The following is a 26386-nucleotide window of genomic DNA, read 5'->3' as shown; positions in this document are numbered from 1 at the left end:
ACACTGGCTTCACATTCACCAGATGGAGTCCGGAAATGACCCAAAGTGCCCTGTTAAATATCGACGTTCAACGTTCCTTCGAACATAAAGACTTCTGGCAGCAGGATGATTTACCGGCATTTAGCGAAGCATTAATCCGGCTGATCGATGGCTGTCAGACCCGCAACGTGCCGGTTATCGATGTATTTCACGTCAATCCTGATGGCGACTTTTCGCTGGCTTCCGGTCTGGTCACGCCGATGACTTTTCTCACACACCAGCCGCAACATGTCGTGCATAAACACGTCCATAATGCCCTGACCGAATCCGGCCTCGACGGCTGGCTGCGCGAAAACGGCATCACGCATCTGATCATCGCCGGTATGCGCACCGAGCAGTGCTGCGAAACGACGGCGCGCGTGGCGTCCGATCTGGGTTATTCGGTGACTTTTGTCACCGAAGCGACACTGACGTTCCCGATGACCCACGCCAGCGGAGTTACGCTGAGCGCGCAGGACATTAAATTGCGTACCGAACTGGTTCTCGCCGATCGCTTTGCCACCCTCACCGACGTGACCGGTGCGCTGGCGGAACTCGACCGCGCTGTGTGAAGATAGCGTTTTCCCCTGCGGACGGATGAAGCACTATGCAGCGAAATGTCTACTTTGTGACGCTCCCCGGCGTGATGTCTTTGGATCTGACCGGCCCGGCGGAAGCGTTGCGCCTGAGCGGGCAATTCCGGCTGCACTACATCGGGCCGCAGCCGGAAGTCATGATGTCTACCGGCCTGATGGTCAGCCATTTGCAGCCATTGCCGCAAAGCCTGCCAGAGGGCAGCATTCTGATCATGCCGGGCGTGGCGGAATCCGCTGAAAACTTCAGCTCAATGGTGGCGCAGACGACCTGCGACTGGCTGCATCAGCAAAAAAGCGTCATTGACGCAGGGGATTTAACGCTGGTGTGTATCTGCTCCGGCAGCCTGCTGGCCGGAAAAGCCGGGCTGCTCGACGGCTATCAGTGCACCACACATCACGACGTAATCGGGCAGTTGCGCCAGCAGGTGCCCGCCGCACAGGTAAAAGATAACCGGATATTTGTTGAAGACCGTTCCGTGCTGACCAGCGCGGGCATCAGCGCCGGTATCGATCTGGCACTGCACCTGATCGCCACGCATCTGGGGCCGCAGGCGGCGCTGGATGTCGCCCGCGAAATGGTGGTGTATTTTCGCCGTGGCGGTGATGATCCGCAACTCTCTCCATGGCTGCGTTACCGTAATCATCTGCACCCCGCAGTTCACCGCGCACAAAATCTGATGGCCGCCGAACCGGAATCCGCCTGGCAGGTGGAAGAGGTCGCTGCCAGAGCGCACATCAGCGCACGCCACCTCACCCGTTTGTTCCGCCAGCATCTGGGGATCAGCGTGCGTGACTACCACGAGCAGTTGCGTATCGCCGTGGCGCAACAGCGCCTTCAGCAGGGCGCGGGGATTGAAAAAGCGGCTCTGGCTGCGGGGTTCTCCTCTGCAAGGCAATTGCGCCGTGCGCAGGAACGGTGGGCGTGAATATCAGGTCAACTGGGAAGTCACAAGAACACGTATATTATTTTCTCCTGATTAAGAATAAACTTTCTTCAGGACTTAACCGTGACTTCAGGAAATTGAGATGTTTAAGATAACAGACTTAATTGACCTCCAAACCCTTGCTGAATCTGTCGAGTTAGAATTTAAACAAGCACAAGGGCAGGATGGTCAGGGAAAATTGCCTCAGGATTTTTGGCCAACATATAGTGCAATGGCTAATACCCGAGGAGGCTATGTTGTCTTAGGCGTCAAAGAAAAAAAGGGCGAGTTCATTCCTGTAGGAATTAATGATCCGGAAAAAATCAAAAAAGAGTTGTTTAACAACCTTAACAATCCAAATCTGGTAAATATAAATTTGCTAACAGATGCAGATGTGCAAACAACACTTCTTGATAGCAAACTCATCCTTGTGATCCATATTCCTATTGCAACCCGACATCAAAAGCCTATTTTCCTTAAAAAGAATCCTCTTGAGTTTACTTATATCAGGCTTCATGAAGGCGATCGCCATTGTTCTCAGGAGCAAGTAAAGAGAATGCTGGCAGAACAGGTTGAGGATAGCCGAGATGATAAAATTCTCACTGGCTTTGACCTGAATGATATTGAACAAGAAAGTCTGAATGCTTATAAACAACTTTTAGCGATTGCGAAACCACAACATCTATGGTTAGAGCTTAATAATTTTGATCTTATGGCCAAAATTGGAGGCTGGCGTAAAGATCGACAATCGGGTCAGGAAGGAATCACTCTCGCTGGTATTCTGATGTTTGGAACCTGGCAAGCTATTCAGGATGCAGTACCTCATTACTTCGTCGACTATCAGGAACGCCCGGAAGCAAAGACCGAGTTACGCTGGGTAGATCGTTTATGCCCTGATGGCACCTGGTCAGGAAATATCTTTGATTTTTATCGACGAACGTATCGAAAACTAACAACAGACCTAAAGATTCCATTCAAAATTAAAGATGGTGTGCGCCAGGATGATACATTAATTCATGTTGCGCTACGTGAAGCCTTAGTTAATACACTCGTTCATTCTGATTACACAGGACGCGCATCTATATTAATAGTTAAACGCCCCGATATGTTTGGTTTTCGCAACCCTGGGCTCATGAGAATCCCGCCAGAAATAGCAATAAAAGGCGGTGAAACTGATTGTCGAAACCGGCGCATGCACCAGATGTTTCTCAATATTGGTGCTGGAGAACGAGCCGGTTCCGGTATCCCGAAAATTTATAGCGGCTGGCAATCCGCAAACTGGCGCGCACCAAAACTTTATGAGAAAACTGAGCATACCGAGCAAACATTACTAGAGCTTTCAACTGCGAGCTTGATTCCTGAATACATTTCAGCGCAACTCCAAAAACTCTTCGGTACCAGGTTCAGTACTCTTGATGACTTTGAGCGCATGATCGTAACTACTGCGGCGATTGAAGGGTGGATTAATCACCAAAGAGCCTGCCAACTGACGAGCAAACACACGCGGGATGTCACGCTGGCGTTACCTCGCCTTGAGGCTAAAGGTTTTCTGGTTTCTAGTGGTGAGCGTAAGGATAAATCTTACAGCCTGCCGGGAATGGAACAACCTCCTTCCCCCGAAGAAGTATTTTCAAATGCGTTAAGCCTGATCTCTGACTTCACGCATAGTGAAGGAGACTTAACGCATAGTGAAGGGGACTCAACGCATAGCAAAAGTAATCCGATAAGCCATGATGCTATGATACCGAGAATAGATGAGCATCGAGATCCTCACGGCAGATTTATAAGCCCTTTATTAGACAGACCCTTTGTAGATCAGCTTGACGTGTTGGAATTATCATTTAAAAACAATTTATTAAGTCTTGCAAAACCTGCGAGGGTGAAAAGAAGATTAACCAACGAAGAGATGCGAGATGTTATTAGTACTTTGTGTAATGAACATTACATCGCTATCTCAGTTTTAAGTGATTTTACAAACAGAACATCTCAAAATATCAGACAAAGCCATTTAAAACCCATGGTTGAAAAAGGTGAATTAAAACTGGCTTTCCCCAATAAGCCAAATACCCCAAAACAAGGCTATACCGTGACATAACAACTGCGTTTCAGAGTATTCAGCTCACCCAGTTCCGCCGGTCTATTTTCCCCAACCCCATTGCCAGTAAGAGCCCGCCGCCGAGTCCGCAGATAAACAAAAAGACCAGGTTCAGCAGCGGGAATTGCGGAAAGTCGAGATGCTGGTTGCGCAGGCCAATGATGATCAGCGCATGAAAACCGTAGATGGCTAGTGAATGACGGGAAATCAGCGCAAATCCCGGCAAAATACGGTGTGCCAGCGTGTTTTTGAACACCACGAACAGCGCGATGGCGGAGATAAACACCAGCGGACCGCTGTAGACGTAAAACGTGTCAGCGAAGTTCTGGTTAATCTGCATCTGCCGGTATGTGCCCGTGGCAATCGCCAGCGTGCTGAGGATAAACGTGCCGCTGGCGGCCAGCGTAATCGCCGTTTTTTCGGTATTGAGCTGGCTGATGGCGCGGCCCATCAGGGCATAAAGCACGTAATAGAAGGTATCGCCGCTGATGTACAAATCCAGTGGCAGAAGGTGGATTTTCTGCCACGTCACGGCAGGAAGCTGCGGGTTCGCCAGCACGCCGAGCAGCATTCCGGCGATCAGCAGATATCTGCCGGACACAGCTTTAACGTTAATCAGCGGGGAAAGCAGGTAAATCACGATAATGGCGTAGAAGAACCAAAGGTGGTAAAACACCGGTTTTTCGACAATCAGACGCAGAGACGGCCAAAATCCTATTTTTGTCATCGTAAGGATATAAATCAGCGAGACGGCGCTATAGAACAGCAAACATAATGTGACACGCAGAAAATGCCGTTTTTGCGCGCTCTTTTCCCCCAAAAACAGCGCGCCGGAAATCATAAAGAACAACGGCACACAGACGCGTGAGGCAGAATTGAGCAGGTTTGCCACTGTCCATTCAGCGGTATGTACCGCAGCGAAATTGACCACCAGTGACGTACTGGCGTGGATCATCACCACCATCATGCAGGCGAGCGCGCGCAGATTATCTATCCAGCTGATTTTTTGGCTCATTCCCTGCATTTTCCTTCTTACCGATGGGTTGTTTGCAGCGTAGCCAGCTTTTAGACGGCTAACAAGGCAAAAGTGCCAATCTCAGATTGTGCTTAAGGTGAATCTGAATATTGCGTTGCGCTCAAATAATCGGCAAAATAGCGGGTATTACTGCCTCGCCTGCGAAACCCGCCCGGACAGTCTCTTATTTTCTGCTAATTTTCAAATGATTAGCCTTACGTCTGTGAAATAACTAAAAATGCATAATTCTCCAAATACTGCGTCCCTTCTGGGACGGCAGGCGCTTTTGTTCCCTCTGTGCCTGGTGCTGTTCGAGTTCGCGACCTATATCGGTAACGATATGATCCAACCGGGCATGCTGGCCGTCGTGGCTAATTTTAATGCCGGGGAAGAGTGGGTGCCGACATCCATGACCGCGTATCTGGCTGGCGGCATGTTCCTGCAATGGCTGCTCGGCCCGCTGTCCGACAGGCGCGGGCGTCGTCCGGTGATGCTCGCGGGCGTGAGTTTTTTCATCATCACCTGTCTGGCAATTCTGTTTGCGCAAAACATCGAGCAGTTTATGGTGATGCGTTTCCTGCAAGGCATCAGCTTGTGCTTTATCGGCGCGGTCGGCTATGCCGCGATACAGGAATCCTTCGAGGAATCGGTGTGTATTAAAATCACCGCCATGATGGCGAACGTCGCGCTGATTGCGCCACTGCTCGGTCCGCTGGCCGGTGCGGCGCTGATCCACGTTGCGCCGTGGCAGTCGATGTTTGTGATTTTCGCTGTACTTGCCGCCATTGCGCTGTGGGGGTTATGGAAATCCATGCCGGAGACCGCTTCCCGTCTGGGTGAACCCTTCTCCATGCCGAGTCTGCTGCGCGATTACAAACATGTGCTGAAAAACCGTCAATTCCTGTGCGGCGCACTGGCAATTGGTTTTGCCAGCCTGCCGCTGCTGACGTGGATTGCGCAGTCGCCGGTGATTTTAATCAGCGGTGAAAGCTTAGCGGCCTACGATTACGGGTTGTTGCAGGTGCCAATTTTCGGCGCGCTGATCATCGGTAACGTGACGCTGGCACGCCTGTCCGGCAAACGCACCGTCGAATACCTGATTAAGCTGGGTGCGGGTCCGATGGTGGTCGGCCTGTTGATCGCCGCAGTGGCTACGCTGTTTTCCGCGCATGCGTATCTGTGGATGACTGCGGGTCTGAGCCTGTATGCGTTCGGGATTGGGGTGGCGAATGCCGGTTTGTACCGCCTGACGCTGTTCTCCAGCGACATGAGCAAAGGCACTGTTTCTGCGGCAATGGGCGTCATCAGCATGATGATATTCACGCTCGGGATTGAGCTGGCAAAAGTGGCTTACGTTGAAGGCGGTACGGGGATGTTTAACCTGTTCAACCTGATTAGCGGCCTCGCCTGGCTGGCGCTGGTAGTGGTGTTTCTGCGCAGCAGGCAAATTGTGATTACAGGTGCGAGCGCCTGAAAATAAAAAGACATGGAAGATAACTCAACCATGTCTTTACGTTAATTACAGGTATTGGCTTCTAACGGCTTATTTAGGCTGGCAATAGTAGGTGCTGCCAGCCTGAGTAGCGGATTTAGAAGAAAGGTTACCATGCTTGTCATAACAACGTGTTTGATACTCACAACGGTTGCCATTCCACTGATAAGAGCTTTCACATGAATCTTTGCCGCCGATGATTTCTTTTGCAACTTCTGTAGTAATTTTCTTCATTGATTAATTTCCTTATTAAAAGTTAAACATATTTAATTAAATAACACTCACTTCAACTTCATTACAGCACTTTATAAATAACCCAACCCATTAATATTCACGAAGTGAATATTAATATCACCAGATCATTTAATACTTGCAAAACTTAACGCCAGCAATAAATTGCCGTAAAATATTCTGCGTTGACAGCTAACATCGGGATAAGCAGTATGATAAACAAATAATATAATATCATCAACTCATTTATATTAAATAATTATAAATTTAAAATCATATTATCCGCATACAACAACCCCTTGCAAAATAAATCACAATAATAAAAATAAACTGTATTAAGAAGGTTTATTTTAACTTATCAGGCGCTCAGTCCTCCGTCTATAATAATACTTTGACCGGTAATATAACTGCCGGATTCACTTAATAAAAAATCAGCCATCAGTGCAATTTCATCGGCTTTTCCTAATCTGCGCAAAGGGATATGAGAACGTAATGCCTTACGTTCCTCATCCCTCAGGGCAGCCGTCATTTCCGTTTCAATGACGCCCGGTAAAAGACTGTTCACCCTGATGCCAAAGCGGGCAACTTCCAGCGCCAGTGATCGTGTGATGCCGGTCATTGCCGCTTTTGTAGCACTGTATGCAACCTGTCCGACATTCCCTTTCTGTGCAGAAACAGAAGACATCATGATGACACTCCCTTCGCCGCGCGCCAGCATGGGTGGCAGCAAATGCTGATTCCAGTGAAATATCGCATTAAGATTGGTATTGATAACATCATGCCAGTCGGCAGAAGTCTGCTTAATATGTAAAGCATCCCGTGTTATCCCCGCATTATGGATAATGCAGTATGGCGCTCCCCGTTCTGTGAGCAACAACCGGGCAAGCAGGCTAACCTGTTCTTCATTTCTGCCATCGCAACAATATCCTCTGACTTCACCAAAGGTATCCGCGCAATCCTTTTCAACAGATTGAGCCTGATCAGCATTCGTATTCCAGGTAAAGACAATATCGTATTTTTTTGACAGGCGAATAACCATAGCCTTGCCTATTCCCCGACTACCTCCGGTAATCAGTATCCATTTCCGGGTATTCATTAACGTAATGCTTCCAGCATCTGACACATTTCCCCCAGCGTCATATCGGGGTGTTCAATAAACATATCCGCGCTGAGAGAAATATCAAACTCACGCTTCACCAGCACCATTAACTCAACATAATCCAGACTGTCGAGCTTCAGGCTTTTAAGCGGAAGATCTTCACTTAATGTTTCTGGTTCAAGGTCTTTCGCATCGCATAACATTTCACACACAATGCTGTAAATTTCACTTTTTATTACTTCACTCATTTTTCTTTCCTTAGTCTTTAATGTGTCTGAACAGGCCAGGTTTTCAGGGTTATCGCGGTCATGATTGAGGGATGTGCGTCATACCCTCCCTGGATGGTCATGCGGATAACAAAACCCTGCTCTGCGTTTCCGATGATCAATACGGGCAGCAGGCCATAACGGAAGGGTCTGCCAACAGCTTCCCGAGCCGGGGTAATCAGATGCTGATGGTTAAAAAACACGTCGTGATGAGTTTGCACCACAGGGATCAGCTTAAACACATCGGCCAGCGACATCGCCGACAGGTGTGGTATCGCTTCCCGGACACAATCCAGTGTCTCGGGAATGTTCACGATCCGCTCAAATAAAACCGCGTCCAGGACTTCCCATGACATCGTCTCTGACTTCTCTGACGGATATGCCGCAATCAATACCGCAAGTTCTTCCTCCGTAAGGGTTTGTTTTAGTGGGATATCTACGTCTGGCCGCTTAAGCGTGCCGTTCAGCTTGCCGCTAAAACAGCACAATCCTGAGTCCAGCTCAGTAAGCTGACTGCTGGCTGCTGAACCGGCCACGTTCAGGGCGGAGATAAGCCGGTAAGGTGTCTGGCACTTCACCGCCTGCCGCAGACGGGCGCTGAACTGGTAGTAATCCGAATTCATCGGCGCGACGGCATGACTCAGATGATTTTTCATATCCAGCAACGCGCGCATACCGTGAACCGTCAGGCTCTCCAGTCCCATTGCCTGCGCATGCTGTAAATCGAAATGAATCGGATTGTAGTCACCCGAAAATTTTGCCCATGCTTGTGCATCCTGCTCACCGTAGAATAAGTTCATCACTCCCCCCTGCTGATCACTAATGCAGCATTGGCTCCGCCAAAACCAAAGCTCAGATTGAGGGTGTTTTGCAGGGATGCAGGCCGGTGTCCTTCGCGAATGAAATCCAGATCGCAGGCAGGATCGGCCAGTCTCAAATGATGAGTGGCAGGCATAATCTGATGCTCAAGCGCCTGCAGGCAGACAATGCTTTCGAAACTTCCTGCTGCGGCAATGAGATGGCCGCTGTAACCCTTGGTACTGGAAACCGGGATGTCATACGCTTTTTCACCCAGCGCGAGCTTCACAGATTCCGTTTCATTGCGGTCATTGAGCTGAGTGGAAGTCCCGTGCGCATTGATGTAGTCAAGCTCACCGGCGCTTAATCCCGCCTGACTCAGTGCAGCCTGAATGGTATTGACCCGAGCCAGTTTGTCTTCAGCCGGTGCTGTAAAATCGACGGCATCAGAGAAATTACCGTAGCCGGTGATCTCACCCAAAATGGTCGCGCCACGCGCCAGTGCGATCTCCCGGTCTTCCAGGCATAACACCGCCGCGCCTTCGGACAACACAAAGCCGTTACGTTCAAGGCTGAACGGGCAACTGGCTTTGGTGATGTCCTGCTCTTCGCGGGTCAGGGCGCTCAGGACATCGATATTCCAGACCGCCGTGTCGGTACGTAATGATTCTGCACCGCCCGCCAGCATCATGGTTGCGCGCCCGGTTTGGATAGCATTGAAAGCATCACCTATGGCGATCGTACCGGTTGCACAAGCGGCAGAAGGCGTATTCTGATAGCCCCTCAGCATCCAGTGCTGGCTGCAAGCTGCAGTGGCAATGCTGGGCATAGAGTAAAAACATCCGAAGGTTGACCCCAGGCCGCTTGCCCGATATTTATCGTGATTACTGACCGTTTCATCCAGCCCACCCCAGCCTGTGCCGATAATGGCGCCGCGATCAAGTTCGGCATGATATTGCGTCAGCGACGTATCGCCGAAAGCCATCTCCATCGCCTCACGTGCCGCAATAAGCGCTAAATGCGCAAAGCGTGGTAACCGGCGGCGGATACCGGCTGGTAGAAATTTCAGGTTAAGTTCGCCCTCTATCAGGCCAAAGAAGCGGGATTTGATCCCCCCGGAACGCCTGTCGATATACCGGTAACCTGTTTCATACGCCATGATGGCATCCCAGCTCTGATGCGCATTCATTCCCAACGGAGTGATGGCGCCGTAGCCTGTGACGACGACTCTTTTTAAAGAATGTGACTTATCCATTACGCTTATTTTCCTTCCCTGGAGGGGTATTAACATGGGCACTGGCGATAATTTCATCGAGGTTGACTTCCCCGCCGAGCGCCAGCCACAGTTGCAACGTTGCATTGAGATATCGGGCCTGGGCATCCGCCAGCTGATTTTCAGCACTCAGCAGGCTGCTTTGCGCATCCAGCCAGGTTTGCAGGGAAACCGCCCCGGCCAGATACTGACTTTTGGCTAAACGCAGCCGTTGCTCACCCAGCCCAAGAGAAACCAGAAGATCTTCACGCTGAGCCTGATAAGTGTTTCTTTGTGAGGTTGTATTTTCAACGTCAGACAATGCGCTGTAGACCGACTGACGGAAGGTAGCCGCCGCCTGTCTGACATCCAGTTCTGAGCGTTCTACGGTCAGTTGTACCGTATTCCATTGCACAAAAGGTAACGTCAGGCCGCTGCTCAGCGTCCGTGCCGGATTGGAAAACCACTCGCTGAACACCGCACTGCCTGCTCCCAACGTGGCACCTAATGACAAGGAAGGATAAAAATTCAGCCTCGCCACATCGGACGCCGCCAGTGAAGCCCGGAGTTTCCATTCAGCCGACTGCACATCCGGCCTGCGGCTGATGACCGATAAAGGCAAATCAGGTGTCAGCCCGATGGTCTGCCGGGGATCGAGAAACATTTTCTCCGGCGCACGTGCTGACGGCGCACGGCCGAAAAGAATCGCCAGCGCATTACGCGCTTCTTCTCTTTGTTGGTTCAGCTCACGCAAGCTATTGGTTTGATCAATCACTGACTGCCGCGCCTGCAGCACATCCAGCTGATTGATCGCCCCCGCCTCATAGCCGGAACGGGTTATCCTTTCGGTTTCCATTGCCAGTTGAATACTTTTTTCGGTATTGCCGATTTGTTCGTTAAGCGCGGCGATTTGCCAGTAATACTGGCCCGTTGTCCCGATCAGCATTAACGCTGTATTTTGCCGGTCAAGGGCGGTGGCATTCATCTGCCATTGCGCCTGTTCACGCGTCCGCGCCAGCTTGCCCCACAGATCCAGCTCATAACTCGTTGTGACAGAAGCATTATAATTTTCATGGGCGGCGGTATTGCGCCGGGTGTTTTTACTGTTGCTGGCCTCTCCCCCGGCACTGACATCAGGCGTCAGATTCGTGTTGCTCAGCCCCGCATCCAGCGCAGCCTGACGCAACCGGTAACCGGCGATAGCCAGATCATCATTGTGGATTAGCACATCGCTGATCATCTGAGAAAACTGTGGATCATTAAAAACACGCCACCATTGCGGGGTATGGGTAAGCCAGGCCGTGCCCGTTTGTTTGTTCTGCCAGTCTTGCGGCAAATTCAACTCAGGTTGCTGATAAGGTGTTTTGAGAAAAGCCCCGCATCCGGCCAGACAACATGCCAGTATCGCTGTAAAGAGTATTTTCATTCTCTGGCCAGCGCCTCCGTCGGTTTCATCCGGGCGGCGAAACGGGCCGGAAAGAATCCAAAACCCAGACCAATCAGGGCCGAGAAACAGCAGGAGTAAAATATCGGTAACGGCGTAAACACCATTTCGAATCGATTTGTCAGCACAGAGAAGAGTGTTCCTGCGACAAACGTGACAATCACCCCCACCACACAGCCAAACAGGCAGACCACCACCGACTCAATCAGAAACTGGCGCATGATATCCACCGCGCGGGCACCGACAGCCAGCCGGATGCCTATTTCATGCATACGTTCGGCTACCGAAACCAGCATGATGTTCATGACACCCACGCCGCCGACAACCAGTGAAATACCCGCAATCGTGGCAATCAGCAATGTCAAAGAGTCGGAAGTTTTCTGCAGGGTTTCCAGCATCATATCGTCGGTTTCAATGAAGAAATCACGCCGACCGTGGGATTTTTCGAGCACATATTCAATACGCCGCTGTGCTTCTTTCAACGTCATACCTTTCGCGACCTGGATTTCAATCGCGCCGACTGGCATACGTCCGGTCAAACGTTCCTGTAACGTCGTATAAGCCATCCAGGCGTTCAGGCCTCCACCCATGTTCTTTAAACCTTTGGGTGCCGTAATCCCCACAACACGCAACGGCACATTGTTGAGATAAATTGTTTCCCCTAAAGGATTTTTATCTTCATGAAACAATGTCTCAGCGGAGGCTGAGTCAATCAGCAAAACCGGCTCTCTGGCATCCACATCGTGTTCGTTGAGTTTGCGCCCCTCTTTTAAGGCCAGATCGTGCACAGCAAAATAATCTGAGCTCACCCCCGTGAGATTAAAAAACATTTGCCGTCCGCCGACCTGAGCCTCCAGGTTACGGGTGAAAACAGGTGAAACATGAACAGCGAAAGGCAGCTCAGACAGCGTGCTGACGTCCCCGAGCGTCAGGGAGTCACTGAGATCAGGCCGCGGATTGTCCCAGCCAAGACCGGGACGAACCGCCACAGTACTGGTGCCTAATGCGCTGATATCACGAATTATTTTCAGCTTAGCGCCTTCACCGACCGCCATCGAAGTAATCACTGACGTCACGCCAATAATGATCCCCAGCATAGAAAGCAATGCCCTGACCCGGTGCCCGTTCAGCGCCCGCCAGGCCATTTTTATCGCATCATGAAGACTTTGCCGCCATGAAGAACGCCCCGTATTGACCGCTGGAAGCAATACCACCGGCACGCTGGCCTGGTGAACGCTGGGATTAGGCGTATCCGCAATGATTTTGCCGTCACTGATTTCAATGATTCGCTCTGCCTGAGAGGCAACGTTGCGGTCATGCGTCACCAGAATAATGGTATGTCCGGACTGATGAAGTCCGTGCAAAATCGCCATCATTTCCTGACCGCTCTGCGCATCCAGCGCACCGGTCGGTTCATCAGCAAGAATAATTGGCGCCCCGTTCATCAGGGCGCGGGCGATACTGACCCGTTGCTGCTGACCGCCGGAAAGCTGGGAGGGCTTATGCTGCATTCTCTCCTTCAGCCCCAGATGTTCCAACAGGTAGGCAGCACGCTGCTCCTGAACGTTTTCCGGCATTGCGGTGTACTGAGCCGGTACGGCAACGTTTTCCGCCGCGGTCAGATAAGGCATAAGGTGATAACGCTGGAAAATAAAACCAATATTGCTGCTTCGCAAAGCGGCAAGCTGCTCATGAGAGGCGTTGAGGGTATCAATTCCGGCAATGCGGACCTCGCCGCTGTCCGGGATATCAAGCCCGCCTAAGATATTCATCAGGGTGGATTTTCCCGAGCCAGAAGGCCCGACAATCGCGAGCATCTCACCTGCCTGAACTGACAGCGAAACGTCGTCAAGCACCGAAACCTGCTGATCTCCCGAACTGAAAACACGCGAGACATGGTGTAATAAAATCAGAGGCTCACTGGCTGGCATCTGCGTCTCCCGGAGCAGAGGTTGTACTTACCACCCGATCGCCTTGCGCCAGACCTGATTTCACTTCTGCAAATTTGTTATCCCTGATCCCAAGCTCAATCAGCCGGTCAGTGATTTTATCTTTCTCTCTCACCTGTACGTGATAGCGCCCTTCCGGGGAGCGTTCACCCACAGCGGTTAATGGCACCAGCAGGGCATTTTTCACCTCACCGATAATGATATAAGCCTCTGCCGTCATGGATGTTTTCAGTCGACGCTGCTCATTGCTGATAGTAAATTCGCCGTTGTAATAAACCGCAGTGGACTGCTGAGTATTGCCGGAACTCTCATTCGATTCGCGCAGCGCTTCTTCGGGCGCATCCTGAATCGCCCCCATCACGCTTTCATACCGTCGTGTCGGATCTGCCATCACATAAAACCACACAGATTGGCCCGGATGCGTTTTGAGGATATCGGTTTCGGAAATGCGAGTTTGTATCCGCATGACGCTCATATCAGCAAGCACCATGATGGTCGGCGCAGTTTGGGAGGAAACGATGGTCTGCCCTTCCTGAGTGATAATGCCCAATACCTCACCGTCAATAGGCGCGATAATTCGGGTGTATCCCAGATTGGCTTTGGCGGTTTCGACGGAAATCTCAGCCTGTACAACCCGCGCAGCATCCATATTCAATTGTTCACGCTGCACGTCGTATTGCGCCTGCGCGGATTCCAGATCGCTCTGCACTCCCGCACTGTCGCGCGCCATTTTATTCTGCCGCGTTAACGCCAGTTGATATTGCTTTAACAGGGCTTTATCTGACTGCATTTGCGCCCGGTTACTGTGCAGTTCGGCTTGCGCGTTACGCAATTCATTTTGCTGAATAACAGGGTCAATCTCAGCCAGCAGCTGACCTTTCTTCACCCTGTCACCCTGCTTTACGTGCAATTTCTTAAGCTGGCCGTTCACTTGTGCGCCAACACTTATTTTTTTCAGAGGCTGAAGCACACCCGTCGTCATCACCGTGGTTTGTATATCGCCACGCCCGATGACATCAATGTGATGACGGGTTGCAGAGTTGTCGGTGCGGTGGGCTATCAGCAAAGCGGTGGCGGCGATGAACACACACAGCGTCAGACTGGCAATACTGAACACGCGATAGCGTCGCAGGACGTTCATGCGACACATCCCTGAATCACCCTGCTGTCATGAGGCAACAAGTGGCCGTGGTCGAGGTGATAAACATGGTCAAACTGGTTGAGAATAGTTTTACTGTGTGTGACGACAATCAGGGTTTTTCCCTGTTCATGACAATGTGCCATCACGGACATCATGACCTGCGATGCCATTTCATCATCCAGATTTGCCGTGGGTTCATCGAGCACTAATACCGGCCGGTTGCTGTACATTGCCCTGGCCAGTAACAGGCGCTGACGCTGCCCAAGCGAAAGGCCGGTATGACTTTCCCGGATCCTGGCATTCATCCCGCCGGGAAGCTGCCCGATGACCCCTGTCAGGCCGAGCCCTTCGAGCAATGCGCTGATACGGTTTTGCTGGCTGTCATCGTAGTGAGGATCAAATAAAGTTATGTTTTCAAGCACACTGGTATTGAACAGAATGTCTTCCTGACTTTGCAGGAAACATAATTTTTCAATCTGATGCGACGTGATTTCATTGCCCTGAAGACTGATCTGCCCCTCATCCGGTATCAGCAAGCCGGCGATAATTTTGATGAGTGTGCTTTTTCCCGCACCTGACTCACCGACTATCGCCACGGTATGACCCTGCTCAACCGCAAAAGTCATGCTGTGCAGCGTCGGTTTCGCGCTGTCATAACGGAAAGCGATATCCTCGAATTTTAGCTGGCCGGTAAAAGAAAACGGTTCGCAAACTTGTGCCTGCCGCGCAGGCGCTTTCCCGGAGACATCAGTGGCAGGGAACAGATCGGCGGCACGCTGGTCGATGATGTGCAACTGGTTCTTCTGCAATACTGCAAAGAAAATCTTGGTGATGTAAGAAGAGAAAATCTGCCGGATAAAACTGTAGGCAAAAAAGCTGCCCAAAGAGATCACCCCATTTTTCAGCAAAGGCAGCGCCAGAAACATGAAAAGGACCATTTCAAGGCTGCCAGCCATCTGATAAATGCTGTTTTTCACCTGCTCATAAATTTGTTTTTTCTGAATACAGTTAAACAGCGCCAGCGTATAAGTGGCGAACATGCTTTTGCGCTGCTCGTATAAACCGGCGGATTTTATCGTCGTGAAACCGTGAATTGACTCAAGGATGTATTCGTTTTGTTCAGCGATACGTTCCTGCATTTGCTGGGCATAGAATCGATCACGATAGATAGCCCAGACGCTCACCAGCCCCATCAGGGTCACACCGGCCAGGGAGACCAGCGCCAGCGAAAAACTCATGTAAGCCATGACGATGAACGCCAAAAGACCGATGATCCAGTCAGTACGCAGGCCGTTATCCAGCTCAATCTTTTGCAACGCGGCGGTTTCCCATGCGGAAAAACGACTGAAGACTTCGCCGGGTGCCCGACGTTCAAAAAAACGCAGGGAATTGCTCAGCAGCCGCGAAAATCCGGCCGTACTATTAAGTACCGCAAAGCGCTTTACACATTGTTCCGTGACCGAACGCACCCACAATGCCAGCGCTGTCGAAATCACAAAGGCGAGTAGAAAAAGCAAATAAGGAAAATCTTCTTTCCCCGCCGCAGATAAGACATCATTAATAGCCTGTCCGACCATGGCAGGCATAATAAATAAAGTCAGCGACACAAGAAAAGCGAGCGTCATCAGAAAATAAATACCTTTTATTTTCGACGTTTGCTCCAGACTCAGACAGGCAAAAAATGATTTATTTGGCGCGGCAGGGTCAGGTGCGGATTTTGTTTCTTTCGGCTCAGCCTCTTCATCTATTATCAGGGCATATCCACTGATATCTTTTTTAAGCGCATCGAAGGTTAAAAATTGCTGACCGATTGCGGGGTTCATGACACACACCCTTTCCCCTTTACGGTAAGCGAGTACAACATAATGACCCGCACCATAATGAAGAATAGCAGGAAGCGGTAAATCCTGAATTTCATCGGGTGAAAATAAAACGGGATAAACCGGAATAGCGTAATCTGATAAAATGGTCGCCAGGGTATCCAGAGAGGTGCCGTGTACTGAAATAGGATAAGCGTCTCGCAACTGAGGAAGAGTCACACTGACTCCCTGGGTATCCGCCAGCATCGCAATACAGGCTAAACCACACTCATTGATTTCACTTTGTGAAACCATCTCTGGAATAATACGACTCATTATGATTTCTTCTGGAATTTATTCATTAATAAAGTAAAGAGAGTGGAGATGCCATAAAAGCCAGTCCTGAGGATGACTTCTGATGGAATGCTCAATAATTTCCGGCATTTTTTCTGCCACATTCTTTGCACTGACGGCGGGGAAAATACGTATTTTCAACCCACGGTCATAATACAAATAATAAAACACGACGTCCGCCGAGAGCATTTTTGCCAGTCTGACCACGCCATTATGTAATTTAGCAGGGCGATCAAATAAACGGCATTTAAGCTTGGAGGAATAAGCACTATCAGTCGCTATTGTATAGTCCGGTGTGATGTCCGGAAAAATAATGATATTGCTTTTATTTTCAGCCGCCTCCATGCAGGCAGAAATCATATTTTTCGCGACATCCTGACTTTTATTGTGAATAGAGCAATAGTCAAGATTTATGCCGCCTTTCATTCTGTCCTGTTCGATATAGTGTTCAGCATTGGAAGAGACGATCACCGTGCCTTTACCCGGACAGGTTTTACTGGCCACAATGCCAGCCAGAATATCTGACACCATGTGCAGAGGGGCCAACATAACCGGTTTCTTAGCCTGATGAAGCGGCACAACAATCTTATCTAGCTCGGCAGCACAGGCATCGAGTTGGCTGATGACCTTTTTATTTTTACCGTATGTTGCCGCGTAATCCAGAGCCTTACGGCGCTGCGCCGTCCAGGTAAAATCCACTTTACCGTCATCGCCTGTTAAGCATCTTTTATTTTCACTGGCGACGAGAGAACGGGCGTTTTGATCTTTACCGGTCAGCCGGAGAAGTCTCACTGTATGCAACCCTGCGAAAATGACACCCAGCGGTATCTTATTCAGCACCCATCGGGTTTGTTTCAATCCACGCAGAAGGAATATGAGCCCTTGTCTTTCTATTTTAGAAAGCAGAAAAAGACTCTGCATATAAATCCATACGGGAAGGAAACGCATCATTGTTCCAGTGGTTTATTATTTTTCAGTAATGAGAGCAAATGGTCACCGAACTTATCGAAATCACGATCCTGGAACGCAACCCACCTCTTATTGACAATAAAAGCAGGCGTCGCGGAGACATCATAATAATGACTGACATCATTCATATATTTTATAAGGTCTGTTGTTTCCTGTGATGCTTCCACGGCGTGATATTTTTCGACATCAATACTGTTCGTCGACAACCAGCGATTTAAGATAATATTATCAGAGAGATCTTTGTTGTCATCGATAATAGCGGCATACACTTTTTCACGATACTGCGGTTCTATTCCCATGACCTGTAATGTTGCAAAAAGTCGGGCGTAGCGAGCCAAACCACGTGAACCGGTGTTTTCCAGATGCAGACGGACAACTCTTACCCCTTGTGGCAGCCGCGTTTCTAATTCAGTAATAGCTTTGTCATTAATGGCGCAAAAATGGCAGCCATAAGACATTATTTCCACTAACACGTCGCTGTCTTTTAACGGGCTGTTCGATACCTTTCCTTCATCCATCTGAATCAAGGATTCTGCCCCTGAATCAAGCACCACATATTGATAATAGGCCACGGTACAACCAATTGATAATAAACAAATAAATAGTGTGTAGATGAAAAAATATAATAGCTTCCTGGACATTCCCGCTCTCTCATGCAAAAAGACACAGCATAAAGTTTATTTACAATCGATGATTATCAAGAGGTTATGTGAACATATGAAATATGTCAGCCGATGTATAATAAAGACTATTTAGCCATGAAATAAAACTGTAAGGAGGGCATCTTACGCACTACGATAACGAAGGGCAATTATCATATTATTCATAATGTATTAAATATATTTAATGGCGATAACGCATATTCAGGTTATCGCCATTAAAAACAAAAAATATATTTTGTAACATTTATCCTAAGGTTAGAATAATCCCAGCGGTTTACTCGAATAAGAAACGAGTAAGCATTTGGTTTGCTGGTAGTGATCCAGCATCATCTTGTGGGTTTCACGCCCGATACCGGACTGTTTGTAGCCACCGAACGCCGCATGTGCCGGATACGCGTGGTAACAGTTGGTCCAGACACGACCAGCCTGAATGTTGCGCCCCATGTGATACGCCACATTGCCGTCACGGCTCCAGACGCCCGCCCCCAGCCCGTAAGCCGTATCATTGGCGATTTGCAGCGCATCATCCATATCTTTGAACGTTGTTACCGCCAGAACCGGTCCGAAAATTTCTTCCTGGAAGACGCGCATGTTGTTTTTACCCAGCAAAATGGTCGGTTGCAGGTAATACCCTTCGTTCAGCGAGCCTTCAAGTTTTTTCTTCGCACCGCCGGTCAGCACTTCCGCCCCCTCTTTCTTACCGATTTCGATGTAATCCAGAATGGTTTTCATCTGCCCGGCTGAAACCTGCGCCCCCATCTGGGTTTCCATATCCAGCGGATTACCGGTTTTGATCGCTTCAACCCGTTTGATCGCCCGTTCCATAAAGCGTTCGTAGATAGATTCCTGCACCAGCGCACGGCTCGGACAGGTACAGACTTCACCCTGATTGAAAGCAAATAGCGCGAACCCTTCCAGCGCTTTGTCGAAGAATTCGTCCTCTTTATCCATCACGTCGGCGAAGAAGATATTCGGCGATTTACCGCCCAGTTCCAGCGTAGCCGGGATCAGGTTTTGTGCGGCATAGCCGGCGATCCGCTGGCCGACTTCCGTCGAACCGGTGAAAGCAACTTTGGCGATACGTTTGGAGGTCGCCAGATATTCGCCAATTTCCCCGCCCGCGCCGTTGACCACGTTAATGACGCCAGCAGGCAGAATGTCCTGTACCAGTTCCATCAGCAACAGAACAGACAGCGGCGTCAGTTTGGCCGGTTTAAGCACGATGCAGTTACCTGCCGCCAGCGCCGGTGCCATTTTCCAGCACGCCATCAGCAGCGGGAAATTCCACGGGATAATTTGTGCCACCACGCCCAGCGGTTCGTGGAAATGATAGGCTACGGTTTCGCTGTCGATTTCGCTGATCCCGCCTTCCTGTGCACGCACGCAGGAGGCGAAATAACGGAAATGGTCAATGGCTAACGGCACGTCTGCGCCGCTGGTTTCGCGGATCGGTTTGCCGTTATCCCAGGTTTCAGCATTTGCCAGCAGTTCAAGGTTTTGTTCCATGCGATCGGCGACTTTCAGCAATAAGTTTGCTCGCTGCTGCACCGGCATTTTTCCCCATGCGTCTTTCGCTTGATGGGCGGCATCCAGCGCCAGATCGACGTCATCGGTGCTGGAACTTGCCACTTGACACAATACCTCGCCGGTCACCGGCGTCAGGTTGTCGTAATACTGTTTTTTCACCGGCGCGACCCATTCACCGCCAATGAAGTTGTCGTATTGTTTTTTGAGTTTCAGCGGGAAACCGTATTCTTCCGGTTTGACGGCATGAGGATTTTTATCATAAGCCATGATGGAACTCCTTTATACAGCAGGGATTAGCAGAGCGCTGCATAAAGTCTAGGCAGTAAAAATCTAACAGGCGGGATGTAAAGAGAACTCTTCGAGCGGCTTCACACCTTTTTTGCTGCAAAGCTGGCGTTACCACTTCCGGGGGGGGTGGTGCACGCAAAACTCTCGCGCTGGAACAGGCGTTCAACCAGTTTTATCAGTTCGGGATGCTCGACACACCAGCCCGGCGCGATACGCCGGAAGTTGAGATAGCCCAGACAGCAGGCGACGGCAATATCGGCCACATTGAGGCTTTCAGAATTGAGCAATGTACGGTTTTCCGCATGCTTTTCCAGTGCATCCAGGCCGCGCAGCAGCTTTTCCCGCTGGCGCAAAATCCAGGCTTCATTACGTTTATCAGCATCGCGGCGGCCTTCCAGCACCAGCGCTACGGCGGCATCAGTGACGCCGTCGGCCAGCGCTTCGATTTGCCTCACACGTAACGCGTCCAGCGGCTGCCACGGCAACAACGTGGGCGCGACATTCATCAGTTCGATAAACTGCACAATGATCGGGGAATCATAAAAAACTTCGCCGTCATCGGCGACCAGCGCGGGGACTTTTCCGAGGGGATTGTACTGTATAATTTTGCAGCCCGGTTCATGGGGCGTGTCGTTAATAAAATCAAACGGGATGCCTTTTTCCAGCAACATCACCGAAATTTTGCGCACATACGGGCTGGTATAACTGCCGATCAACTTCATCAGACCCTCCTCGCTTTCGCCGGAACCTCTTTTAAAGCTAGCAGCCATGCCGGGGTTTACCAGTCACGGCTGCCAGATTTACCGGTTACTCAGCGGGAAACAGGAACGGGTTGATGCCGCTGCCGGAAAAGCCTTTGTCTTCCATCCGGTCATCGAGTAACAGCGTGGCAAGATCGTCCGCCACTGCGTCAGCCTGCGGGTCTTTATCCTGATAAATCACTTTCAGATAAGCACCGCAATCGTCACAGGCTTCGGCTTTCACCGTCGCCTGCTCATCGTCGATGGACCAGAGATTGACATGTTCCATTTCATCACAGTTACTGCATTTCGCGCGCACCACATGCCATTCGCTTTCACACAGATTGCAGTGCAGATAACGCAGGCCGCTGTGAGCGCCAAACGCGACCACCGCTGAAACCGGCACGCTGCCGCACACCGGACAGAACTGGCGATTTTCGCCATAATCCGCCCGCCCGACACCCCGCAACTGCGCCGCCATCTGCGCCCAGTACAACGACAATGCCGCCCAGATAAACGGCGCTTTGTCAGCGGGAACGTGTTTGAAATCCTGATTCAGCAACTGCGTCGCCATCATTTCCCGTTGCAGGCTCGGGGATTGTTCAAGGCGCTCAAGTACGCCAGGCACCGGTTCTGACGCCCCGTGTTTCAGCACCAGGATCAGCGCATCCAGCAAGGTCAGCCAGTGTGGCGTTCGCGGAAACAGACGGCAATCGAGCGGCGGTTTACCGGCGGCTTTCTCTAATTCCTGACTCAGGTCGATACTGAGCGGGAATTCTTTCAGCACGCGCTGCTGGGCGTCGCAAATCGCCGCAGCAAAATTCAGATATCCGTCGAGCGGGCTGTCTTCTGCCAGCGCACGCAGGCGGTCCGCGCGGCGCTGATACAGCGTTTTCAGGTTGGCGAACAGTACCGGCGGGATATTCCCCGCCGTGGTTTTACCGTCTGCCAGTTCATCCTGTGAAACAATCTGGATGCTCATCCGGCTTTCCTCTCGTCTTGTTCTTTTTTCTGTTCTTCCTCACGCACCTGACGGTACCAGCGTGGATGGTGATACTTCGCCCATGACGCGGGCACTTTGCCACCGGTCATCGCCGCGATCGACCCTTTCGCCCAGGTCGCGGCGTAGACATGCATGATGATCACCAGAATCAGCCCGATTCCGGCCAGCGAATGCACCAGCAGCGCCAGACGGATCAGCGGGATAGGGAAGTAATCTGCAAACCACGGACGCCAGATCATGACGCCGCTGGCCATCAGCAGCACAAGACAACTGATCGCCGCCCAGAACACGCATTTCTGGCCGAAGTTGTAGCGTCCGGTGTCGCCAACTTCATGGTTGGTCAGCACCTTGCCGATATTTTTCGCCCACACGATGTCGTCTTTTTCCGGCAGGTTGTGCTTCCAGTAGCGGAAGAACATGCCGAGGAAAGAAACAAACATCACCACGCCAAAGAACGGGTGCAGAATGCGTGCCAGTTGCGGCGTGCCGTACACGTTCATCAGCCAGTTAAAGGACGGGAAAAAGAAGCCGATGCCGCTGAGCGCCAGCGTCACAAAGCAAAAGGCAACAATCCAGTGATTGAGGCGTTCTGCCAGGTTATAGCGCTGGATTAACTTCTCTTTTTTCATGGCCGTTTCTCCTCATCGTCATGTTTTCCTTCCTCTTCTGCATGCTCTTCCTCTTTGACGTAATTCGGGCCCACGCCGAGGAAGTGGAATGCCGCCGCGGCGAAGGTGACGGCAAAGCCGACCGCAGCCAGCGGTTTCCAGACACCTTTCCACAAAGTGACTGCGGCGCTGATGGCCGGATCTTTTGGCAGGCCGTGATACAGCTCAGGATTGTCGGCATGATGCAGCACGTACATGACGTGCGTGCCGCCAACGCCCTGCGGATCGTACAATCCGGCGTGTTCAAAACCGCGACCTTTAAGTTCGCTGACGCGTTCTGCGGCTAAATCCTGCATCGCGGTTTTGGTACCAAAATGAATCGCGCCGGTCGGGCAGGTTTTCACGCAAGCCGGTTCCTGACCCACACTCACACGGTCAACGCACAGCGTGCATTTGTAGGCACGGTTATCCTGTTTGTTGATGCGCGGAATGTTGAACGGGCAACCGGCGATGCAGTAACCACAACCGATGCAATGTTCCGACTGAAAATCAACGATGCCGTTGGTGTATTGCAAAATCGCACCTTCCGCCGGACAAGCCTTCAGGCAGCCCGGATCGGCGCAGTGCATACAGCCATCTTTGCGGATCAGCCACTCCAGCTTGCCGTTTTCTTCAACCTCGGAGAAACGCATCACCGTCCAGGATTTTGCGCTGAGATCCATCGGATTATCGTAAACGCCGGTATTGATACCGACCTCATCGCGCAGGTCATTCCATTCGGAACAGGCGACCTGACAGCCTTTACAGCCGATGCAGGTGGTGACGTCGATAAGTTTCGCCACTTCCTGCTGATGGTCACGGGCACGCGGCGCTGGCGTGAACCCGTTGGTTGCGGACTTACGCAGTATGTCCTGAGATTGCATTGCCATAATTCGCCTCCGTTAGACCTTTTCCACGTTAACCAGGAACGCCTTGAATTCCGGCGTTTGCGAGTTAGCGTCACCGACTGACGGCGTCAGCGTGTTGGCCAAATACCCTTTACGCGTCGCGCCTTCAAAACCCCAGTGGCACGGAATACCAATGGTATCAACGTGCTTACCGTCGATGGTCAGTGGCCGGATGCGTTTGGTCACCACGGCTTTTGCCACGATGAATCCGCGCTTCGAAGACACTTTCACTTCATCACCCTGCGCAATGCCCTTCGAGGCGGCCAGACCTTCGCCGATCTCGATAAACTGCTCAGGCTGCGCGATGGCATTCAGCAACGCATGTTTGGTCCAGTGGCGGAACAATTCAGTGATCGAATAGGTGGTCGCCACATACGGGAAGTCTTTAGCGGTGCCCATATTCGGCAAATCGCTGGCAAAAATGCGCGCGACCGGATTGGAAATCACAGCCGGATGCAGCGGATTAGTGCCAATCGGCGATTCGATCGGTTCGTAATGCTCAGGGAACGGGCCATCGGCCATTTTGTCGGTGGCGAATAAACGCCCGACGCCTTCCTGTTGCATGATGAACGGTCCGACGCCGGAACCCGGCGCAGCGGCGCTGTAATCCGGGACGTCAAAACCGGTCCACTTCGCACCATCCCAGCGGATGATTTCGCGTTTCGGATCCCACGGCTGACCCTGCGGGTCGGCGGAGGCGCGGTTATACAGAATGCGGCGGTTGAGCGGCCAGCACCAAGCCCAGCCGGACGTACAGCCCAGACCGGAAGGATCGGCGTTATCGCGGCGCGCCATCTGGTTACCGGCTTCGGTCCAGCTTCCCGTGTAAATCCAGCAGAAACTGGCGGTGCTGCCGTCATTTTTCAGATGGGCAAATGTTGAAAGTTGCTGGCCTTTTTTCGCCAGCAGATTGCCCTGTTCGTCATGAATGTCGGCCAGGGCTTTACCGTTGGCTTCGCGGGCAATTTCTTCCGGCAGCGGGTCGAGCGGATCCTGATAATCCCACGCCATATTCATCACCGGCAGCGGATTGGCACCGCCTTCTTTCTGGTACAGCTCACGCAACTTCATAAACAGACGGGCGATAATTTTGCCGTCGTGCAGCGCTTCACCCGGCGGCTCAGACGCCTGGAAGTGCCATTGCAGCCAGCGGCCGGAGTTCACAATCGAACCATTTTCTTCCGCAAAACAGGAAGACGGCAGGCGGAACACTTCGGTCTGAATATCAGCGGTCTGCACGTCGTTCATCGCGCCGTGGTTCTGCCAGAAGTTCGAGGACTCGGTGACCAGCGGGTCGATCACCACCATGTATTTGAGTTTCGAAAGCGCGCGCGAGGATTTGTTTTTGTCCGGGAACGCCGCCAGCGGGTTGAAGCCCTGCACGATGTAACCGTTCAGCTTGCCTTCGGTCATCAGCTCGGCCTGTTGCAGCACGTCGTAGCTTTTGTCCCATTTCGGCAGCCAGTCAAAGCCCCAGTCGTTTTCCGCCGTGGCGTGTTCACCCCAGAAGCTTTTCATCATGCTGACGAAAAAGTTCGGTGTGTTTTTCCAGAAATTGACCTGCCCGTCCACCAGCGGCGCGGGCGTAATCTGATGCAGATAATCAGTGAAATTCGTCTGTTTTTCAGACGGCAAAGGCATGTAGCCCGGCAGGTTCAGCGACAGTAAACCGAGGTCGGTATAGCCCTGAATATTAGAGTGACCGCGCAGGGCATTCACGCCGCCGCCCGGCATCCCGATGTTGCCGAGCAGTAACTGGATCATCGCCGCACAGCGGATGATTTGCGCGCCGCCGGTATGGTGTGTCCAGCCCAGCGCATACAAAATAGTCGAGGTTTTATCCCGCGCGCAGGTTTCCGCCAGAATGGAACTGATCAGCAGGAAATCTTCTTTCGGGGTGCCGCACAGGCGCTCCACCAGTTCCGGCGTGTAACGGGAAACATGTTCTTTCAGCAAATTCCACACACAACGCGGGTCCTGCAACGTTTTATCCTGTTTCGCGAAGCCTTTTTCATCGAGCTGATAGTGCCAGCTTTCTTTGTTGTAGGATTTTTTCGCCGCATCGAAACCGCTGAACAATCCGTCATTAAATTCATAGTCTTCACGCACCAGCAGGCTGGCGTTGGTGTATTCCAGAACGTACTCGGTTTGGATTTTATTGTGGATGATCAGGTAGTTGATCATGCCGAGCAGGAAGGCCGTGTCGGAACCGGCGCGGATCGGCGCGTAAATATCGGCCACGGCAGCACTGCGGTTAAAGCGCGGGTCGACCACGATGACTTTGGCGTTATTTTTGGTTTTAGCCTCAATCACCCATTTGAAGCCGACCGGATGCGCTTCTGCCGCATTTCCGCCCATAATTAAAATCACATTGGCGTTTTTGATATCGACCCAGTTGTTGGTCATCGCGCCGCGACCAAACGTCGGGGCCAGTGCCGCCACGGTCGGGCCATGACACAAACGGGCCTGACAGTCGATCGCCACCATACCCAGTGCGCGGGTAAATTTCTGATCCAGCAGACCGGTTTCATTACTGGCCGCAGAAGAACACAGCATGCCGGTGGTCAGCCAGCGGTTGACCGTCACGTTGTTTTCATTTTTCTCGACGAAGTTGGCGTCGCGGTCATCTTTCATCAGGCGTGCGATACGGGAAATCGCCTCGTCCCAGGAGATGCGCTGCCATTTATCGGTGCCGGGGGCACGGTATTCGGGATGCGTCAGACGGCCTTCGCTGTGAATATAATCCAGCACGCCTGCGCCTTTCGGGCACAACGAGCCACGACTGACCGGATGATCGGCGTCACCCTCTACGTGGAAGATATTTTCAGTGACGTTTTTCGCGCCGTCGCCCTGGCTGTAAATCAGCATGCCGCAACCTACGGAACAGTAAGTACAGTTGTTGCGGGTTTCACGGGAGCGAAGCAGTTTGTATTGGCGGGTTTCCGCCAGCGCCATGGTCGGAGTGAATCCTAATAATGCCGCTGTTGTGCCGGCCATACCGCCAGCACATATTTTGAATAATTGTCTTCTGCTGACTTGCATGAAAGACTCCTTCCCATCATCTGTTAACACATTGCTTTTTAAATTGGCGCTTTCCGCAACTGATGCGAAAGCGTTAAAATTAAAGTTAAGTACCCATAGTTTTTGTACGGCTTATGTAGCCGGAATGT

General features: G+C 51.3%; 21 protein-coding genes and 1 pseudogene. 4 read left to right on the top strand and 18 right to left on the bottom strand.

Translation table 11 applies throughout. The annotated features are described in order from the left end of the window. Positions 1-35 precede the first annotated feature (35 nt). From RAHAQ2_RS00345 to RAHAQ2_RS00335, 3 genes and pseudogenes are all read left to right on the top strand, one after another. Positions 36-578 (top strand): annotated as a pseudogene (locus RAHAQ2_RS00345) (isochorismatase family protein); the annotation flags it as partial. 47 nt (positions 579-625) lie between these two features. After that, entirely contained in the window at positions 626-1540 is a 915-nt protein-coding gene (locus RAHAQ2_RS00340) for a GlxA family transcriptional regulator (RefSeq protein ID WP_014333343.1), read from the top strand. Positions 1541-1640: 100 nt separating this feature from the next. Continuing rightward, entirely contained in the window at positions 1641-3632 is a 1992-nt protein-coding gene (locus tag RAHAQ2_RS00335) for an RNA-binding domain-containing protein (protein ID WP_014333342.1), read from the top strand. A 19-nt stretch (positions 3633-3651) separates the two neighbouring features. Here RAHAQ2_RS00335 and RAHAQ2_RS00330 read toward each other — a convergent pair whose 3' ends face one another. Continuing rightward, the gene (locus RAHAQ2_RS00330; protein WP_014333341.1) at positions 3652-4647 is read right to left on the bottom strand and encodes an acyltransferase; all 996 of its coding nucleotides are present in this window, start codon (positions 4645-4647) and stop codon (positions 3652-3654) included. A 238-nt stretch (positions 4648-4885) separates the two neighbouring features. Here RAHAQ2_RS00330 and RAHAQ2_RS00325 point away from each other — a divergent pair, with 238 nt between their 5' ends. Further along, the gene (locus RAHAQ2_RS00325) at positions 4886-6121 is read left to right on the top strand and encodes an MFS transporter (RefSeq protein ID WP_037040782.1); all 1236 of its coding nucleotides are present in this window, start codon (positions 4886-4888) and stop codon (positions 6119-6121) included. Positions 6122-6190: 69 nt separating this feature from the next. Here the strand turns inward: RAHAQ2_RS00325 and RAHAQ2_RS00320 are convergent, their stop codons facing one another. From RAHAQ2_RS00320 to fdnG, 17 genes are all read right to left on the bottom strand, one after another. Continuing rightward, the gene (locus tag RAHAQ2_RS00320; RefSeq protein WP_014333339.1) at positions 6191-6373 is read right to left on the bottom strand and encodes a DUF4762 family protein; all 183 of its coding nucleotides are present in this window, start codon (positions 6371-6373) and stop codon (positions 6191-6193) included. 355 nt (positions 6374-6728) lie between these two features. Further along, entirely contained in the window at positions 6729-7466 is a 738-nt protein-coding gene (locus tag RAHAQ2_RS00315) for an SDR family oxidoreductase (protein ID WP_014333338.1), read from the bottom strand. Next, complete coding sequence (locus RAHAQ2_RS00310; protein ID WP_014333337.1) at positions 7466-7717, bottom strand: acyl carrier protein; 252 nt, start codon at positions 7715-7717, stop codon at positions 7466-7468. Before RAHAQ2_RS00310 ends, RAHAQ2_RS00315 begins: the two co-directional genes overlap by 1 nt. A gap of 17 nt (positions 7718-7734) precedes the next feature. After that, positions 7735-8535, bottom strand: coding sequence for a MaoC/PaaZ C-terminal domain-containing protein (locus RAHAQ2_RS00305; RefSeq protein ID WP_014333336.1), 801 nt, complete (start codon positions 8533-8535; stop codon positions 7735-7737). Continuing rightward, positions 8535-9788 (bottom strand): beta-ketoacyl-[acyl-carrier-protein] synthase family protein, encoded by a 1254-nt coding sequence (locus RAHAQ2_RS00300; protein WP_014333335.1) that lies wholly within the window; start codon positions 9786-9788, stop codon positions 8535-8537. The genes RAHAQ2_RS00305 and RAHAQ2_RS00300 overlap by 1 nt, the downstream gene beginning before the upstream one ends. Then, complete coding sequence (locus RAHAQ2_RS00295) at positions 9781-11211, bottom strand: efflux transporter outer membrane subunit (RefSeq protein ID WP_014333334.1); 1431 nt, start codon at positions 11209-11211, stop codon at positions 9781-9783. The genes RAHAQ2_RS00300 and RAHAQ2_RS00295 overlap by 8 nt, the downstream gene beginning before the upstream one ends. Beyond that, a complete protein-coding gene (locus tag RAHAQ2_RS00290; protein WP_014333333.1) occupies positions 11208-13160 on the bottom strand; it encodes an ABC transporter permease in 1953 nt (650 codons plus the stop codon). Before RAHAQ2_RS00290 ends, RAHAQ2_RS00295 begins: the two co-directional genes overlap by 4 nt. Continuing rightward, a complete protein-coding gene (locus tag RAHAQ2_RS00285) occupies positions 13147-14319 on the bottom strand; it encodes an efflux RND transporter periplasmic adaptor subunit (RefSeq protein WP_014333332.1) in 1173 nt (390 codons plus the stop codon). Before RAHAQ2_RS00285 ends, RAHAQ2_RS00290 begins: the two co-directional genes overlap by 14 nt. Continuing rightward, positions 14316-16454: a peptidase domain-containing ABC transporter gene (locus RAHAQ2_RS00280; RefSeq protein WP_014333331.1), complete on the bottom strand. Its 2139-nt coding sequence runs from the start codon at positions 16452-16454 to the stop codon at positions 14316-14318. Before RAHAQ2_RS00280 ends, RAHAQ2_RS00285 begins: the two co-directional genes overlap by 4 nt. An 18-nt stretch (positions 16455-16472) precedes the next feature. Next, positions 16473-17393, bottom strand: coding sequence for a lysophospholipid acyltransferase family protein (locus tag RAHAQ2_RS00275; RefSeq protein WP_238532048.1), 921 nt, complete (start codon positions 17391-17393; stop codon positions 16473-16475). Between the two features lie 26 nt (positions 17394-17419). Then, positions 17420-18013: a DsbA family protein gene (locus tag RAHAQ2_RS00270; protein ID WP_238532047.1), complete on the bottom strand. Its 594-nt coding sequence runs from the start codon at positions 18011-18013 to the stop codon at positions 17420-17422. Positions 18014-18358: 345 nt separating this feature from the next. Then, positions 18359-19897 carry an acetaldehyde dehydrogenase ExaC gene (exaC, locus tag RAHAQ2_RS00265; RefSeq protein WP_014333328.1) on the bottom strand — a complete coding sequence of 513 codons (1539 nt, stop codon included), beginning with the start codon at positions 19895-19897 and terminating at the stop codon, positions 18359-18361. 101 nt (positions 19898-19998) lie between these two features. Continuing rightward, on the bottom strand, positions 19999-20640 hold the full coding sequence (locus tag RAHAQ2_RS00260; protein WP_014333327.1) for a glutathione S-transferase: 642 nt from the start codon (positions 20638-20640) through the stop codon (positions 19999-20001). Between the two features lie 85 nt (positions 20641-20725). Then, the gene (gene fdhE / locus RAHAQ2_RS00255; RefSeq protein WP_014333326.1) at positions 20726-21640 is read right to left on the bottom strand and encodes a formate dehydrogenase accessory protein FdhE; all 915 of its coding nucleotides are present in this window, start codon (positions 21638-21640) and stop codon (positions 20726-20728) included. After that, positions 21637-22290, bottom strand: a complete 654-nt coding sequence (gene fdoI / locus RAHAQ2_RS00250) for a formate dehydrogenase cytochrome b556 subunit (protein ID WP_014333325.1) — start codon at positions 22288-22290, stop codon at positions 21637-21639. The genes fdhE and fdoI overlap by 4 nt, the downstream gene beginning before the upstream one ends. Beyond that, complete coding sequence (gene fdxH, locus RAHAQ2_RS00245) at positions 22287-23198, bottom strand: formate dehydrogenase subunit beta (RefSeq protein ID WP_014333324.1); 912 nt, start codon at positions 23196-23198, stop codon at positions 22287-22289. Before fdxH ends, fdoI begins: the two co-directional genes overlap by 4 nt. 12 nt (positions 23199-23210) lie before the next feature. After that, positions 23211-26258 (bottom strand): formate dehydrogenase-N subunit alpha, encoded by a 3048-nt coding sequence (fdnG, locus tag RAHAQ2_RS00240; protein WP_014333323.1) that lies wholly within the window; start codon positions 26256-26258, stop codon positions 23211-23213. Between the last annotated feature and the right edge of the window lie 128 nt (positions 26259-26386).

Origin of the sequence: Rahnella aquatilis CIP 78.65 = ATCC 33071 (assembly GCF_000241955.1) — a bacterium.
In the GTDB taxonomy this organism is placed as follows: Bacteria; Pseudomonadota; Gammaproteobacteria; order Enterobacterales; family Enterobacteriaceae; genus Rahnella; species Rahnella aquatilis.
Note: the sequence above shows the minus strand (reverse complement) of the source record. Positions and strands in the feature narration are given on the sequence as shown.

Bases quoted from the DNA above. Each gene is read 5' to 3' on its own strand.
- exaC (WP_014333328.1), bottom strand. From the start codon at position 19,897: ATGGCTTATGATAAAAATCCTCATGCCGTCAAACCGGAAGAATACGGT.
- RAHAQ2_RS00280 (WP_014333331.1), bottom strand. From the start codon at position 16,454: ATGAGTCGTATTATTCCAGAGATGGTTTCACAAAGTGAAATCAATGAG.
- RAHAQ2_RS00320 (WP_014333339.1), bottom strand. From the start codon at position 6,373: ATGAAGAAAATTACTACAGAAGTTGCAAAAGAAATCATCGGCGGCAAA.
- fdxH (WP_014333324.1), bottom strand. From the start codon at position 23,198: ATGGCAATGCAATCTCAGGACATACTGCGTAAGTCCGCAACCAACGGG.
- RAHAQ2_RS00285 (WP_014333332.1), bottom strand. From the start codon at position 14,319: ATGAACGTCCTGCGACGCTATCGCGTGTTCAGTATTGCCAGTCTGACG.
- RAHAQ2_RS00325 (WP_037040782.1), top strand. From the start codon at position 4,886: ATGCATAATTCTCCAAATACTGCGTCCCTTCTGGGACGGCAGGCGCTT.
- RAHAQ2_RS00340 (WP_014333343.1), top strand. From the start codon at position 626: ATGCAGCGAAATGTCTACTTTGTGACGCTCCCCGGCGTGATGTCTTTG.
- RAHAQ2_RS00300 (WP_014333335.1), bottom strand. From the start codon at position 9,788: ATGGATAAGTCACATTCTTTAAAAAGAGTCGTCGTCACAGGCTACGGC.
- fdoI (WP_014333325.1), bottom strand. From the start codon at position 22,290: ATGAAAAAAGAGAAGTTAATCCAGCGCTATAACCTGGCAGAACGCCTC.
- RAHAQ2_RS00295 (WP_014333334.1), bottom strand. From the start codon at position 11,211: ATGAAAATACTCTTTACAGCGATACTGGCATGTTGTCTGGCCGGATGC.
- RAHAQ2_RS00260 (WP_014333327.1), bottom strand. From the start codon at position 20,640: ATGAAGTTGATCGGCAGTTATACCAGCCCGTATGTGCGCAAAATTTCG.
- fdnG (WP_014333323.1), bottom strand. From the start codon at position 26,258: ATGCAAGTCAGCAGAAGACAATTATTCAAAATATGTGCTGGCGGTATG.
- RAHAQ2_RS00305 (WP_014333336.1), bottom strand. From the start codon at position 8,535: ATGAACTTATTCTACGGTGAGCAGGATGCACAAGCATGGGCAAAATTT.
- RAHAQ2_RS00335 (WP_014333342.1), top strand. From the start codon at position 1,641: ATGTTTAAGATAACAGACTTAATTGACCTCCAAACCCTTGCTGAATCT.
- RAHAQ2_RS00330 (WP_014333341.1), bottom strand. From the start codon at position 4,647: ATGAGCCAAAAAATCAGCTGGATAGATAATCTGCGCGCGCTCGCCTGC.
- RAHAQ2_RS00315 (WP_014333338.1), bottom strand. From the start codon at position 7,466: ATGAATACCCGGAAATGGATACTGATTACCGGAGGTAGTCGGGGAATA.
- RAHAQ2_RS00290 (WP_014333333.1), bottom strand. From the start codon at position 13,160: ATGCCAGCCAGTGAGCCTCTGATTTTATTACACCATGTCTCGCGTGTT.
- fdhE (WP_014333326.1), bottom strand. From the start codon at position 21,640: ATGAGCATCCAGATTGTTTCACAGGATGAACTGGCAGACGGTAAAACC.
- RAHAQ2_RS00275 (WP_238532048.1), bottom strand. From the start codon at position 17,393: ATGCAGAGTCTTTTTCTGCTTTCTAAAATAGAAAGACAAGGGCTCATA.
- RAHAQ2_RS00310 (WP_014333337.1), bottom strand. From the start codon at position 7,717: ATGAGTGAAGTAATAAAAAGTGAAATTTACAGCATTGTGTGTGAAATG.